Raw genomic sequence first — 13,030 nt, 5'->3', positions numbered from 1 at the left:
AACGGCCCCTGCGCACCGTCTCGCGGGCGATGCCGTGCCTCTATAGCCCCGTAGGCGGCCGAAGAGCGAGAGCAAGGCTCGCGTTGACGGCGGCGAGAAAGAGCCTATCTATGCTGCAACGCACAAGAACAGCGTGTACGGGGCGGGCTCTCTCTCACGGAGGCATTCATGGCGATCGGCGTTTTCGGCGACGTGCCTGACGCGGAAGAGGCGGTCCAGACACCCGAGGCAACGCTTGAGGCCGCATCGGCGCTCGCGCAGCCCATGTACTGGATGTTCGAGCTCGGCCATGCGGCACTCGATCCGCTGCGCATGATGGCGGATGCCGGACGGCTGTTCTATCGCAACCCGGCCAATCCGCTCGCCCATACCGAATTCGGCAAGACCATGTCGGCCTCGTTCGAGATGTTCGAGCGCACCACGCGGCGCTATGGCAAGCCCGATTGGGGCATCTGCGACACCAAGGTCGGCGGCGTCGACGTCCCTGTCGAAATCGAGACGGTGTGGGAGCGGCCCTTCTGCAAGCTGCTGCATTTCCGGCGCGATTTCCAGCACAAGCCGCGCCGGCCGCAGCCGCGCATGGTGATCGTCGCGCCGCTGTCGGGCCATTACGCGACATTGCTGCGCGGAACCGTGCAGACCCTGCTGCCCAATCACGACCTTTACATCACCGACTGGGTCGACGCGCGCAACGTCCCGATGTCGGAGGGCACGTTCGATCTCGACGACTACATCGATTATGTGATCGAGATCTTCCGCCATCTCGGCGGCGGCGTACATGCCCTTGCCGTGTGCCAGCCCGCTGTGCCGGTGCTCGCCGCTGTCGCGCGCATGGAGGAGATGGGCGACCCGGACGTGCCCGCCTCCATGGTGCTGATGGGCGGGCCCATCGACACCCGCGAGAGCCCCACGGCGGTAAACCACTTCGCGCAGGACCGTGGCATCGACTGGTTTTCCCGCAATGTCATCACCACCGTTCCTTGGCCGAATGCCGGGGTGATGCGGCAGGTCTATCCCGGCTTCCTGCAACTGCATGGCTTCATGGCGATGAATCTGGAGCGGCATCTGCGGGCGCATGCCGACATGTTCGGCCATCTGGTGAAGGGCGACGGCGATTCCGCCGCCAAGCACCGGGAGTTCTACGACGAGTATCTCTCGGTCATGGACCTGCCGGCGGAGTACTATCTCCAGACGCTGCAGACCGTGTTCATTGACCACGCCTTGCCGAGGGGCACCATGACCCATCGCGGCGTGAAGGTGGACCCGTCGAAGATCCGTAACGTGGCGCTGCTGACCGTCGAAGGCGAGAATGACGACATTTCCGGCGTCGGCCAGACCCGCGCCGCCCAAACGCTGTGTTCGGGCCTGCCCGATGACATGAAGGCGCATTACCTCCAGCCCACGGTCGGCCATTACGGCGTGTTCAACGGCTCGCGGTTCCGCGCCGAGATCGCGCCGCGCATTTCCGACTTCGTGCTCTCGCACAACTGGCCGAAGAAGGGCCATAATCGTCCGCAGGACTGAGCCGCGCGCCTGCGTAGTCTAGAGGCCGGCCTCCCAATAGGGCGGATCGCCAAAGGCTTCCCGCAGGCAGTCCGCCAGCGCCCGCAGCTTCGCCGAAGGATGCCGGCCCTCGGGATGCGCGACATAGATGAATTCCGCCTCCGGCTCGGCGCCGACATCGATCACCCGCAGCGTGCCGTCGCGGATCTGAGGCCCGGCGATAAACAGCGGCAGCAGCGTGACGCCCAGCCCGGCCACTGCCGCATCACGCATCACCACGCCATTATTGACCTGCAGCCCGGCCTTTCCACGCACCTGCACTGCCCTGCCCGCCGTTTCGAAGCGCCAGTCGGCGATGCCGCGATGGCTGTAAAAGATACCCCGGTGTTGCTCCAGCTCATCAAGATTGCGCGGAGTGCCGTGCTGTTCGAGATATTCGGACGAGGCGACGAGCAACCGCCGGCTGCGCGCGAGCTTCCACGCCATCAACCGGCTGTCGCGCATCGGCCCGTGCCGGATCACCCCGTCATAGCCTTCGGCCTGCGCGTCGACGACGCGATCATCCAGCTCGATGCTGAGGTCGATCTGCGGATGGCTACGCAGGAAGGGGTAGAGCGCCGGCCCGATGTGGAGCGCCGTCAGCGTCACCGGCGCTGAAAGGCGCAGCGGGCCGGAGAGCGTGCCGCGCCGCTCAGCGAGAGTGGCGGCGGCCGCCTCGATGCCGCGCAGGGACTGGGAGGCCAGTTCCAGGAAGATCAGCCCGTCCTCGGTCAGCGTCAATCGGCGGGTGGAGCGGTGGACCAGCCTGGCGCCAAGCTGGCGTTCGAGCTGCGCCAGACGGTCGCTGACGACCGACTTCGCCAGTCTCAGCCGGCGCGCCGCCTCGCTGATGGAGCCGGCCTCGGCAATGGCGACGAAAGCGGCGATCCCGTCAAGTTTCATCGTTCGCGTTTTCCGGACATGGTTTCCGCTTGCTGAAGTCTAATCCGAACGCGTCGGCATCGCCATACTCCTCCGCGACACGCCGCCGAGGGCGGCGATTCCTCAGGTTGGAGACTTTCGATGGGACGTCTTGATGGCAAGGTTGCGCTGATCGCCGGCGCCAGTTCCGGCATCGGCCGGGCGGTGGCGGTGCTGTTCGCCCGCGAGGGCGCCCGGCTCGTTCTCGGCGCCCGGCGCCAAGGCGAACTGGACGCGCTGGCAGCGGAAATCGCGGCGGCAGGCGGCGAAGCGGCCGTGCTTGCCGGCGATGTGCGCGAGGAGGCCTATGACCGCGCGCTGGCCGCGCTGGCGGTGGAGCGCTTCGGCCGGCTCGACATCGCGGTCAACAATGCCGGCACGCTCGGCGAGAAGGGCCCTAGCACCGGCATTTCCGCCATGGGCTGGGAGGACACGCTGGCGGTGAACCTCACCGGGGCGTTCTACGGCGCCAAGCACCAGATCGCCGAGATGCTCAAATCCGGCGGCGGCTCGGTGGTCTTCACCTCGACCTTCGTGGGCTATACGGCCGGCTTTCCCGGCCTTGCCGCCTATGCCGCCTCGAAATCCGGGCTCGTTGGCCTCACCCAGGTGCTGGCGGCCGAATTCGGGCCGCAGGGTGTGCGCGTCAACGCGATCCTGCCGGGCGCGGTGGAAACCGAGATGTACCGGGAAGCCAACGACACGCCGGAAGCCCAGGCCTTTATTACCGGGCTGCATGCGCTGAAGCGCGTCGCGGCGCCGGAGGAACTGGCCCGCTCGGTGCTCTATCTCGCTTCGGACGATGCGTCCTTCGTGTCCGGCACCGCGCATCTCGTCGATGGCGGCCTGTCGATCAACCGCACCTGACGCAGCCTGGAGCGGTGGCCCCGGTTCGCCTGCGCGCTCAATGCGCGCGGGCGAACATCTCGTTGAACGAGTAGCCGGAGCCGCGCACGGTGCGGATGGGATCGGGCTGGCGCGGGCGGTTCAGCGCCTTGCGCAGGCGCCCGACATGCACGTCGACCGTGCGCTCGTCGATATAGACGTCCTGTCCCCACACGCCGTCGAGCAATTGCTCGCGCGAATAGACCCGGCCGGGCGACTGCATGAGGAACTCCAGCAGCCGGAACTCGGTGGGGCCAAGATGCAGCTCGCGGCCGGCGCGGTGCACCCGCTTGGTCTCGCGGTCCAGCTCGATGTCGCCGGCGCGCAGCAGGGTGGAGACGTGCTCGGGCTTGGCGCGGCGCAGCAGCGCCCGCACCCGCGCGACGAGTTCGGGCACCGAAAAGGGTTTCACCACATAGTCGTCCGCGCCGGTGGCGAGGCCGCGCACGCGCTCGGTCTCCTCGCCACGGGCGGTGAGCATGAGGATCGGCATGCGCTCGGTATCGGGCCGGGCCCGCAGCCGCCGGCAGAGCTCGATCCCGGAAAGCCCCGGAAGCATCCAGTCGAGGATGAGAAGATCCGGTACGCTTTCGCGCAGCCTAGTCTCCGCCTCGTCACCCCGCCCGACGCTGTCCACCGAGTAGCCCTCGGATTCGAGGTTGTAGCGGAGCAGGAGGGTGAGGGGCTCCTCATCCTCCACGATCAGTATGTTGGTCGGCATGGTCGCGTTCCCGGACGTTCGTGGGGTGCCGAGGCTCTCAGGTCGGGAACGCCACGCTGGTCAGGCTGCTGGTGTCCTGCTTCGGCCGTTCCTCGGTGAGAAGCTGGCCCGTGACGAGATAGTGGATCGTCTCGGCAACGTTGGTGGCGTGGTCGCCGATACGCTCGATGTTCTTGGCGCAGAACAGCAGATGCGTGCACAGCGAGATGTTGCGCGGGTCTTCCATCATGTAGGTGAGCAGTTCGCGGAACAGCGAGGTGTAGAGAACGTCGACCTCGCCGTCACGCTGCCAGACGTCGAGCGCGCGGGCGGCGTCGCGGGTGGCATAGGCGTCGAGCACCATTTTCAGCTGCTCGAGCACGATGTTGGACATGTGCTCCACGCCGCGCACCAGCTTCTGCGGGTGGAACTCGCCGGTGAGGGCGAGCACGCGCTTGGCGGTGTTCTTGGCGAGGTCGCCGATACGCTCCAGGTCGTTTGCGATGCGCATGGCGGCGACGATCTCGCGCAGGTCGCCGGCGAGCGGCTGCCGGCGGGCGATGACGAGCACCGCCTTCTCCTCGATCTCCCGCTGCAGCAGGTCGACCGGGCCGTCGAGCACGATCACCTTCTGGGCGAGTTCGCTGTCGCGCTTCACCAGCGCCTGAACGCTGTCGGCGACGAGGCGCTCGGACTGTCCGCCCATCTCGACCACGCGGCGGCCAAGTTCCTTCAGGTCGGTGTCGAACGACGAGACGATATGTTCGGTCATTGGGGAGGCCTCTCTCGTCGCGGAATCAGCCGAAGCGGCCGGTGATGTAGTCGCGGGTGCGGGCTTCGCGCGGATTGGTGAAGATCTCGTTCGAGGCGGCGACCTCGATGAGTTCGCCGAGATAGAAGAACGAGGTGATGTCGGCGCAACGCGCCGCCTGCTGCATGTTGTGTGTCACGATGACAATGGTGAATTCCTGCTTCAGCTCGTCGATCAGGTCCTCGATCTTCGAGGTCGAGATCGGGTCGAGCGCCGAGGTGGGCTCGTCGAGCAGGATCACTTCCGGCCGAACCGCGATGGTGCGGGCGATGCACAGGCGCTGCTGCTGGCCGCCGGACATGCCGAGCGCGGAGGTGTGCAGGCGATCCTTGGTTTCCTCCCAGATCGCTGCCTTGCGCAGGCACCACTCGACGCGCTCGTCCATCTGCGACTTGTTCAGGCGCTCATGCAGCTTCACGCCGAAGGCGATGTTGTCGTAGATCGACATCGGGAACGGCGTCGGCTTCTGGAACACCATGCCGATGCGCGAGCGCACCACGGTGGAATCCAGCTCCTTGCTCAGCAGGTCGGCGCCGTCGAACAGGATCTTCCCTTCCGCGCGCTGGCCCGGATAGAGCTGGTACATGCGGTTGAACACCCGCAGCAGCGTGGACTTGCCGCAGCCCGAGGGCCCGATCATCGCGGTGACGCGCTTTTCCGGGATCTCGAAATTGATGTTCTTCAGCGCGTGGTTGTCGCCGTAGTAGAAATTGAGCTTCTCGACCTTGAGCTTGGACTCGGTCGAGGGCGCGGTGGCGCGGTTGACGGCGGAAGCGATGTCGATCGACGTTTCAGGTGCGAAATTCATGGTCCGTCTCACTTCATCTTCGCCAGGACGAGGCGGGAAAGGATGTTCAGGGTCAGAACCCCGACGGTGATGATGAGGGCGCCCGCCCAGGCCAGCGCCACCCAATCCTCGAACGGGCTGGCGGCATACTGGTAGATGGCGATGGGAAGGCTCGCCATGGGTGCGTCGAGGCTGAGCGACCAGCCATTGTTGCCGAGCGAGGTGAACAGCAGCGGCGCGGTCTCGCCGGCCGCGCGGGCGATGGCGAGCAGGATGCCGGTGACGATGCCGGCCCGGCCGGCGCGCCAGGTGATGAAGGTAACCACCTTCCACTGCGGCGCGCCGAGGGCGAAGGCCGCTTCGCGCAGGCCTATCGGCACCAGGTTCAGCATGTCCTCGGTGGTGCGCACCACCACCGGGATGATGATGATGGCGAGGGCGATCGCGCCCGCCCAGCCGGAGAAGCCGCCGAAGGGGACGACGAGGAGCTGGTAGACGAACAGGCCGATGAGGATCGAGGGAGCGGAGAGCAGCACGTCATTGACGAAGCGGACCGCGTTGCCGACCTGGGTTCCGCGGCCGTTCTCGGCCAGGAAGGTGCCGCACATCAGACCGATGGGAGTGCCGATGAGGAGCGCCACGCCGATCTGGATCAGCGAGCCGACGATGGCGTTGAGCAGGCCGCCCCCGGCGCCGGGCGGCGCGGTGATCTTGGTGAAGACATGCGGGCCGAGCGCGGGCAGGCCACGCGACACCAGGGTCCACAGGATCCAGGCGAGCAGAACGAGAGACAGCGCGGCGAAGCCGATGCTGATGGCCTTGACGGTGTAGTCGGTCGCGCGACGGCGGGCCAGGGATGCCATGTGTGTCTCTCCTCAGCCCTTGAGCCGGGACCGGACGAGCAGGCGCGAAAGCGCGAGCACGATGAACGAAATCACGAAGAGGATGAAGCCCAGTTCGAGCAGCGACTGCAGTTTCAGCGAGCCCGTGGAGGCCTCGGGGAACTCATTGGCGATGGTCGAGGCGATGGTGGCGCCAGGGGCGAAGAGCGAGGCCGACATGCGCGTGGCATTGCCGATGACGAAGGTCACGGCCATCGTCTCGCCGAGCGCGCGGCCGAGGCCGAGCATGACGGCGCCGACCATGGCGGTGCTGCCATAGGGCACCGAGACGTTGCGGTAGACCTCATAGGTGGTGGCGCCGACGCCGTAGGCGGATTCCTTGATCATCGGCGGCACCGATTCCAGCACCTCGACGAACATCGCGGTGATGAAGGGCAGGATCATGATGGCCATGATCAGGCCGGCGGTGAGCATGCCGGCGCCGAGCGGCGGGCCCTGGAACAGGGCGCCGATCACCGGCAGCGGGCCGAGCCACTCGATCAGCGGCGGCTGAACATAGGCGGCCATCAGCGGCACGATGATGAAGAAGCCCCACATGCCGTAGATGATCGACGGGATCGCGGCGAGCAGCTGGATCGCGACGCCGATCGGCCGGCGCAGCGGACCGGGAGCGATCTCGGTGAGGAAGAAGGCGATGCCGAAGGACAGCGGCAGGGCGATGATGACGGCGATGACAGCGCTGAAGATGGTGCCGAACACCATGACGCCGGCGCCGAACACCTCGGTCACCGGGTTCCACGTCGTCGACCAGACGAAGGACAGGCCGAATTCCCGCAGCGCCGGCAGGCCACCCTCGAACAGCATGGCGATGATGAGGCCCAGCAGCAACAGCACGAGAACGCCGCTGCCCCAGAGAATCCCGACAAATACGGGGTCACTGACCCGGCCCGTCGGCTTGCGCGCGGCGATCAGGCCGGTGCCCGCCTGCCTTCCGCTAAGAGTGGCGTCCATGTGGTGTGTTCCTTAGAGCGCCTTGTCACCCGAAGCCGCGGTCGGCTTGAGGGGCGGCGTGCTGTGACGGAGCGTGGGCGTCGCGGGCTTGAAGCAAATAGTACGGCCGGGCGCATGAGAAGAGGCGGCCACGAGGACCGCCTCTTCCCTATGCGGCTGGTATCAGTTGGTCCAGACGGCCTTGCCGTCGGCCTTGACGTCCGTCGTCCAGGCCTTGCGCACTTCGGCCGCAACCGCGTCCGGGAGCGGGATGTAGTGCAGCTTCTCGGCGATCGCGTCGCCCTCGGGGCCGTAGGCCCAGTCGAAGAACTTGATCGCCTCGGCCGACTGCGCGGCGTTGGTCGGGTTCTTCGGCAGCAGAATGTAGGTGGCGGAGGTGATCGGCCAGGCGCCTTCACCGGCGGTGTCCACCATCGAGGCGGCGAAGTTCTTCGCGCCCTTCCAGTCAGCGGCGCCAGCGGCTTCCATGAAGGACTTCGTGTCGGGCTTCACAACCTTGCCGGCCTTGTTCACGAGGTCGGTGGTGGCGAGCTTGTTGGCGGCGGCGTAGATGAACTCGACGTAGCCGATCGCGCCCTTGGTGTTCTTCACGGTGCCGGCAACGCCCTCATTGCCCTTGGCACCGGCGCCAGCCGGCCACTGCACGGAGGTCGCGGCGCCGACGCCGGACTTCCAGTCCGCACTGGCCGAAGCGAGGTAGGAGGTGAACACGAAGGAGGTGCCCGACGAGTCCGAACGGTAGACCGGCACGATGGCGATGTCGGGGAGCTTCGCGTCCTTGTTCAGGGCGACGATCTGCGGGTCGTTCCACTTGGTGATCTTGCCCTGGTAGATCTGGGCAATGATGTCGCCATTGAGGGTCAGCGCATGGTCTTCGCCGAGATTGACGATGGCGACCACCGAGCCGATCACGGTCGGGAACTGCAGGAGATTGGCGGATTCGAGCTTGTCGTCCTTCATCGGCGCGTCGGAAGCGCCGAAATCGACGGTGCGGTTGACGATCTGGTTCTGGCCACCGCCGGAACCGATCGACTGATAGTTCAGGCCCGTGCCGGTCTTTTCCTTATAGGCGGCAGCCCAGGCCTGGTAGACGGGGGCCGGGAACGAGGCACCGGCGCCATTGATGTCGGCGGCGAAGGCGGCGCCCGAAAACACGGCGCCGAACGACAGCGCCGCGGCGCCGAGCAAATGGGTAAATTTCAAGGGTCTTCTCCTTAGGTCGGGAGATCGGCCGCACCGCGGAGACAAGGCCCGGATGCGCGATTGGCCGAAGGGCGGTTTCGATTTCACACGGGAGTCTTACCGCCCGGGCACCAAGGTTCTATGACCCTTCGATGAAGCCTTGATGACAGTGTAATATATTGATTTTTATACGTTTTTTGCAGTCTTTGGAGCGCCCGTCGAAAGCCGGACCGAGAATGTCGAGCCCGTGCCGGGCACGCTTTCGATGCCCAGCTTGCCGCGATGCCGGGCCACGATGTGCTTGACGATGGCAAGCCCCAGCCCGGTGCCGCCCTGTTCGCGCGAATGGGCGGTATCGACGCGATAGAAGCGCTCGGTAAGGCGCGGCACATGTTCGGGGGCGATGCCGGGACCGTAGTCGCGCACCGTGGCGAGCGCGTCCGTCCCCTCGCGCTGGATGGTGATCTCCACCCGCCCGCCGGCACCGCCATATTTCAGCGCGTTCTCGACGAGATTCTCGAAGACGCGGATCAGCTCGTCCCGGTCGCCGCGCACCTCCACGGCTTCCGCCGGCGGCTCGAAGACGATGTCCACCCCGCGCTCGCGGCCGAGCGGCGCCAGCGCGTCGCGCACATGGCTGATGACGGCGGCGAGGTCGACCGCCGCCTCGGGGCGCAGATGGGCGTTAAGCTCGATGCGCGAGAGCGAGAGCAGGTCGTCGATCAGCCGCGACATCCGCCGCGCCTGCTCGTTCATGATCTTGAGAAAGCGCTCGCGGGCATTGGCGTCGTTGCGCGCGGGGCCCTGCAGGGTCTCGATGAAGCCGGACAGCGAGGCCAGAGGCGTGCGCAGCTCGTGGCTGGCATTGGCGACGAAGTCGACGCGCATCTGCTCGACCCGCCGCTGCGGGGTGAGGTCGACGAAGCTCAGCAGCACCGCCTCGGTCGGCGCCCCCTCGCGCAGCAGGCCGGCACGGATCGGCACGATGTCGGCGCGCAGCCAGCGGTCGATCGGCACCCGCTCGGCGAATTCGATGCGGCGGGCGGCCCCGTCGGCGACCGAGGCGCGCAGGGCCTCCAGCACCTCCGGCACGCGCACGGCAAAGGAGACCGGATCGCCCACCCGCACGCTGGCGAGGAGGCCGACCGCGCCGGCATTCGCCGTCAGCACGGTGCCGCGGGCGTCGAGCAGCAGCGCCGCCTCGGGCAGCGCGCGCACCAGCGCGGGCAGCCGCTCCTCGGCGCGGGGCGAGGGCTTGGGCTCGCCGCCGAAGCGGGCGAAGGCCGCCGCGACCGGGCGCTTGCGCGCCGGCAGGCTTGCCCCCACAGCGATGAGAAGGCCGACCGCCAACGCCGCGCCGGGCGTCATCGTGCCCTCCCAGCTGGCGCCACCGAGGCCCAGCGCGGACGCGGCGAGAATCCACCGCGCGCCCACGAGGCGCCCGCGCAGCGTATCCTCCGCCAATTGATGCGTCTCACCCAGGGCCATTCCTGCGCTTCCTGCCCGACACGCCGCGCACGACGTTTCCCGGCCGGCGTTAAAGGCGCGCCGGTCTTTCCTGATATGCTCGTTTTCCACGCCGGTTGGAAACCCGAATCGCTTCGGGCGACCGAACCTTCGCCCGGCCGACACGTTGCGTCCTTATGCTACACGCGAAAGGCTTCCATATGACGAAGAAGCCCGTCCCGGCTTCCCCCGCCGCCGGTGGGAAGGCCCCCTCGAAGAAAAAAGCGGCGCAGGAGTCCAAAGCGGGCCGCATGGACGCGGAACTCGCCGCTTCCATCGCCGCCTTCGCGGTCGACGCGCCGGTGCTTGATCCGCTCATCGCCGCGCATGCCTATGGCAGCGGCGCCTATCCCTATAGCGACCGGCCCAAGCGCAAGGCCTATGAGAAGGAACTGCACGGCCTGCAGATCGAGCTTCTGAAGCTGCAGGAATGGGTCAAGGCGCAGCATGAGCGCGTCGCCATCGTTTTCGAGGGGCGCGATGCCGCGGGCAAGGGCGGCACCATTCACCGCCTGGTGCAGCACCTCAATCCGCGCTTCGTGCGCGTTGTCGCCCTCGACAAGCCGACCGATGCGGAGGCCGGGCAGTGGTATTTCCAGCGCTACATCGCCCATCTGCCGCAGCGGGGCGAAATCGCGATCTTCGACCGGTCCTGGTACAACCGCGCCGTCATCGAGCCGGTGATGGGCTTTTGCACGCCCGCCCAGACCGCGCACTTCCTCACGCAGGTGCCGACCTTCGAGAAGATGCTGGTCGATGACGGCATCCGCCTGTTCAAGATCTGGCTCGATATCGGGCGCGAAATGCAGCTGATGCGCCTGCACGAGCGCCACCAGGATCCGCTGAAGCGCTGGAAGCTGTCGCCGGTCGACTTTGCGGCGCCGTCGCGCTGGGAGGCCATCTCGGCCCATCGCAACGCCATGATCGAGGCGAGCCAGTCGCCCGTTCCGTGGTCCGCGGTGCTGGCCAATGACAAAATGAGGGCGCGGCTCGGAGTCATTCGCCAAATCCTCGCCCAAATCCCGTATGACGGCAGGGATGACGGAATCGTGGGGATCCCCGATCCCGCCATCGTTCTTGACGGGCGCACCTTCCTGGCGCGCCACGCCGGCTGAAGAATGCGCGAAGGGGCACGGATGCGCCGCTATGGGATCGCCTGCTGGTTGCTCGGTATCGGGATGTCGCTCGACGTCGCGTGTGCCGCCGCCGAGCCCATGCCGGCGCCGGCCGTCGACTATCGCGCCCGCGCCAAGGCACCGCGCGGCATCGAGATGGAGCTGGCGCACCGCGAGGGGCGCCTGCGCATCGAGATAGAAAGCGACGGCCTGTCCAACGGGATGGTCAGCCTGATCGATCTCGCCAAGCACGGCATGGTCGTGCTGGTGGAGGTGCCGGGCATGGATCGCATGGCCGTCGAAATGGACCTGCCGCCGGGCTTTTCCTTTTCCGACGCCGCCCGCCAGGGCACGCGCACCGGCACCGGACAGGCGCTGGGGGAAGCCTGCGACCTCTGGCGGTTCGACACCAAGGCGCTGAACCAGCCGGTCGAGAGCTGCGTCACGGCCGACGGCATCGTGCTGCGCACCACCGCCACTTTGGGCGGCAAGCCCGTTGTGCTGTTCGAGGTCACCGAATTCGAGCGCGTGCCGCAGGACCCGGCGATATTCACGCTTCCCAAGGGCGTGAAGGTGCGCAAGCTGCCGCCCGGCATGCGCGGGCTGCTGCCGGACCTCGCGCGCTGAAGCGCTAGCCGGCCGCGCGCCGGGGTTCAGGCTTGGCGGATTCAGGCTTGGCTGACGCATCCGGCGCGATAACCGGGGGCGCCGCCAGCGGGTCGGGCGAGACTCCCGCCGCCGCGAGGCGACGGCGGCTCATCATCAGCTCGCGCGTGCCCATGAGGATGAGGGCGATGGCGAAGGGCGTCACGTAATAGAGCAGCCGCAGAAGCAGCAGCGCGCCCAGCAGCGGCTCCGTCTCGAACTGCGGCAGCGCCACCAGCATCGCCGCATCGAACACGCCGAGGCCGCCGGGCGCATGGCTTGCGAAGCCGAGCAGCGTCGCCGAGATGAACACCACGCCGAGCGCGATCGGGTCGATGAAGGGCTGCTGCGGCATCAGCACATACATGGCCGCGGCGCAGAAGGAGAGATCGATGATGCCGATGACGATCTGCAGCAGCGTCAGCTTCCAGCCCGGCAGCGTGACCGTCCAGTGCCCCTTGCCGACGCCGATGCGGCGCGGCTTCAGCCCGACCCAGACGATATAGGCGGCGAGGCCGGCCAGCAGCGTCAGCCCGATCAGCCGGTTGACCCAGGGCGGCAGGTGGTCCACCGCGCTCGCCGCCCAGGGTTCGACGGTGATGCCGAGGCCGAGAATGGCGATGTTGCCGAGCCAGAAGGTGAGGCCGGTGATGAAGCACAGCTTGGCCACGTCCACCGCGCCGAGCCCGTGCGCGGAATAGATGCGATAGCGCACCGTGCCGCCGGTGAAGGCGGAGAACCCGACATTGTGGCCGATGGCATAGGAGGTGAACGAGGCGAGCGCCGCCGTGCGGTAGGGCACGTGGGGCTTGCCGATGGTGCGCAGCGCGAACCAGTCATAGAAGGTCAGGGTGAAATAGGCGCCCGCCACGAACAGCGCCGCCAGCCCGATGCGCCACGGGTCAGTGCCCGAAATCGCTTCGAGCACCTCGCGCGGCCGGATATTCCGCAGCATCTCGTAGAGGACAAAGACCGCGATCCCGATGATCACGAGGCTCGCGACAAGACCGAGCGTTTGCCAGCCCAGCCGCGCGCGCAGCCAGCCGGGGATCAGCTTCAGTCCCTTCATCGCGCGCCTGCCCT

General features: G+C 67.1%; 13 protein-coding genes. 4 read left to right on the top strand and 9 right to left on the bottom strand.

Annotation, left to right across the window (positions count from 1 at the left end; all coding sequences use genetic code 11):
* Nucleotides 1–168 precede the first annotated feature (168 nt).
* Nucleotides 169–1,524: a polyhydroxyalkanoate depolymerase gene (locus tag ACQY76_RS08155; RefSeq protein ID WP_428032378.1), complete on the top strand. Its 1,356-nt coding sequence runs from the start codon at nt 169–171 to the stop codon at nt 1,522–1,524.
* Nucleotides 1,525–1,542: 18 nt separating this feature from the next.
* On the opposite strand, the gene ACQY76_RS08150 is transcribed toward ACQY76_RS08155, so the two are convergent.
* Nucleotides 1,543–2,445, bottom strand: a complete 903-nt coding sequence (locus ACQY76_RS08150; RefSeq protein WP_428032377.1) for a LysR family transcriptional regulator — start codon at nt 2,443–2,445, stop codon at nt 1,543–1,545.
* A gap of 120 nt (nt 2,446–2,565) precedes the next feature.
* Between ACQY76_RS08150 and ACQY76_RS08145 the strand changes: the two genes are divergently transcribed.
* Nucleotides 2,566–3,330, top strand: coding sequence for an SDR family oxidoreductase (locus ACQY76_RS08145; RefSeq protein ID WP_428032376.1), 765 nt, complete (start codon nt 2,566–2,568; stop codon nt 3,328–3,330).
* 37 nt (nt 3,331–3,367) lie between these two features.
* Here the strand turns inward: ACQY76_RS08145 and phoB are convergent, their stop codons facing one another.
* The 7 genes from phoB to ACQY76_RS08110 form a co-directional block, all read right to left on the bottom strand.
* On the bottom strand, nt 3,368–4,069 hold the full coding sequence (gene phoB / locus ACQY76_RS08140; RefSeq protein WP_428032375.1) for a phosphate regulon transcriptional regulator PhoB: 702 nt from the start codon (nt 4,067–4,069) through the stop codon (nt 3,368–3,370).
* A 37-nt stretch (nt 4,070–4,106) separates the two neighbouring features.
* Nucleotides 4,107–4,820: a phosphate signaling complex protein PhoU gene (gene phoU, locus ACQY76_RS08135; RefSeq protein ID WP_428032374.1), complete on the bottom strand. Its 714-nt coding sequence runs from the start codon at nt 4,818–4,820 to the stop codon at nt 4,107–4,109.
* A 25-nt stretch (nt 4,821–4,845) separates the two neighbouring features.
* Nucleotides 4,846–5,667 carry a phosphate ABC transporter ATP-binding protein PstB gene (gene pstB, locus ACQY76_RS08130; protein ID WP_428032373.1) on the bottom strand — a complete coding sequence of 274 codons (822 nt, stop codon included), beginning with the start codon at nt 5,665–5,667 and terminating at the stop codon, nt 4,846–4,848.
* A gap of 8 nt (nt 5,668–5,675) precedes the next feature.
* Nucleotides 5,676–6,509, bottom strand: coding sequence for a phosphate ABC transporter permease PstA (gene pstA, locus ACQY76_RS08125; RefSeq protein WP_428032372.1), 834 nt, complete (start codon nt 6,507–6,509; stop codon nt 5,676–5,678).
* 12 nt (nt 6,510–6,521) lie between these two features.
* The gene (pstC, locus tag ACQY76_RS08120) at nt 6,522–7,499 is read right to left on the bottom strand and encodes a phosphate ABC transporter permease subunit PstC (protein ID WP_428032371.1); all 978 of its coding nucleotides are present in this window, start codon (nt 7,497–7,499) and stop codon (nt 6,522–6,524) included.
* Between the two features lie 162 nt (nt 7,500–7,661).
* Entirely contained in the window at nt 7,662–8,702 is a 1,041-nt protein-coding gene (gene pstS / locus ACQY76_RS08115) for a phosphate ABC transporter substrate-binding protein PstS (RefSeq protein WP_428032370.1), read from the bottom strand.
* A gap of 165 nt (nt 8,703–8,867) precedes the next feature.
* Nucleotides 8,868–10,169 carry an ATP-binding protein gene (locus ACQY76_RS08110; protein ID WP_428032369.1) on the bottom strand — a complete coding sequence of 434 codons (1,302 nt, stop codon included), beginning with the start codon at nt 10,167–10,169 and terminating at the stop codon, nt 8,868–8,870.
* Between the two features lie 179 nt (nt 10,170–10,348).
* On the opposite strand from ACQY76_RS08110, the gene ppk2 reads away from it, so the two are divergent.
* Entirely contained in the window at nt 10,349–11,302 is a 954-nt protein-coding gene (ppk2, locus tag ACQY76_RS08105) for a polyphosphate kinase 2 (RefSeq protein WP_428032368.1), read from the top strand.
* Nucleotides 11,303–11,323: 21 nt separating this feature from the next.
* Nucleotides 11,324–11,929 carry a hypothetical protein gene (locus ACQY76_RS08100; protein ID WP_428032367.1) on the top strand — a complete coding sequence of 202 codons (606 nt, stop codon included), beginning with the start codon at nt 11,324–11,326 and terminating at the stop codon, nt 11,927–11,929.
* A gap of 4 nt (nt 11,930–11,933) precedes the next feature.
* Here ACQY76_RS08100 and ACQY76_RS08095 read toward each other — a convergent pair whose 3' ends face one another.
* A complete protein-coding gene (locus ACQY76_RS08095; RefSeq protein WP_428032366.1) occupies nt 11,934–13,016 on the bottom strand; it encodes a UPF0104 family protein in 1,083 nt (360 codons plus the stop codon).
* Nucleotides 13,017–13,030: the final 14 nt, after the last annotated feature.

This window comes from Ancylobacter sp. (genome assembly GCF_965279025.1).
Lineage (GTDB): Bacteria > Pseudomonadota > Alphaproteobacteria > Rhizobiales > Xanthobacteraceae > Ancylobacter.
The sequence above is the reverse complement of the archived record's forward strand: the minus strand, read 5'-3'. Positions and strand labels throughout refer to the sequence as shown.

Bases quoted from the DNA above. Each gene is read 5' to 3' on its own strand.
- ppk2 (WP_428032368.1), top strand. From the start codon at position 10,349: ATGACGAAGAAGCCCGTCCCGGCTTCCCCCGCCGCCGGTGGGAAGGCC.
- ACQY76_RS08095 (WP_428032366.1), bottom strand. From the start codon at position 13,016: ATGAAGGGACTGAAGCTGATCCCCGGCTGGCTGCGCGCGCGGCTGGGC.
- phoB (WP_428032375.1), bottom strand. From the start codon at position 4,069: ATGCCGACCAACATACTGATCGTGGAGGATGAGGAGCCCCTCACCCTC.
- pstB (WP_428032373.1), bottom strand. From the start codon at position 5,667: ATGAATTTCGCACCTGAAACGTCGATCGACATCGCTTCCGCCGTCAAC.
- ACQY76_RS08150 (WP_428032377.1), bottom strand. From the start codon at position 2,445: ATGAAACTTGACGGGATCGCCGCTTTCGTCGCCATTGCCGAGGCCGGC.
- pstA (WP_428032372.1), bottom strand. From the start codon at position 6,509: ATGGCATCCCTGGCCCGCCGTCGCGCGACCGACTACACCGTCAAGGCC.
- pstC (WP_428032371.1), bottom strand. From the start codon at position 7,499: ATGGACGCCACTCTTAGCGGAAGGCAGGCGGGCACCGGCCTGATCGCC.
- ACQY76_RS08110 (WP_428032369.1), bottom strand. From the start codon at position 10,169: ATGGCCCTGGGTGAGACGCATCAATTGGCGGAGGATACGCTGCGCGGG.
- ACQY76_RS08100 (WP_428032367.1), top strand. From the start codon at position 11,324: ATGCGCCGCTATGGGATCGCCTGCTGGTTGCTCGGTATCGGGATGTCG.
- ACQY76_RS08155 (WP_428032378.1), top strand. From the start codon at position 169: ATGGCGATCGGCGTTTTCGGCGACGTGCCTGACGCGGAAGAGGCGGTC.
- ACQY76_RS08145 (WP_428032376.1), top strand. From the start codon at position 2,566: ATGGGACGTCTTGATGGCAAGGTTGCGCTGATCGCCGGCGCCAGTTCC.
- phoU (WP_428032374.1), bottom strand. From the start codon at position 4,820: ATGACCGAACATATCGTCTCGTCGTTCGACACCGACCTGAAGGAACTT.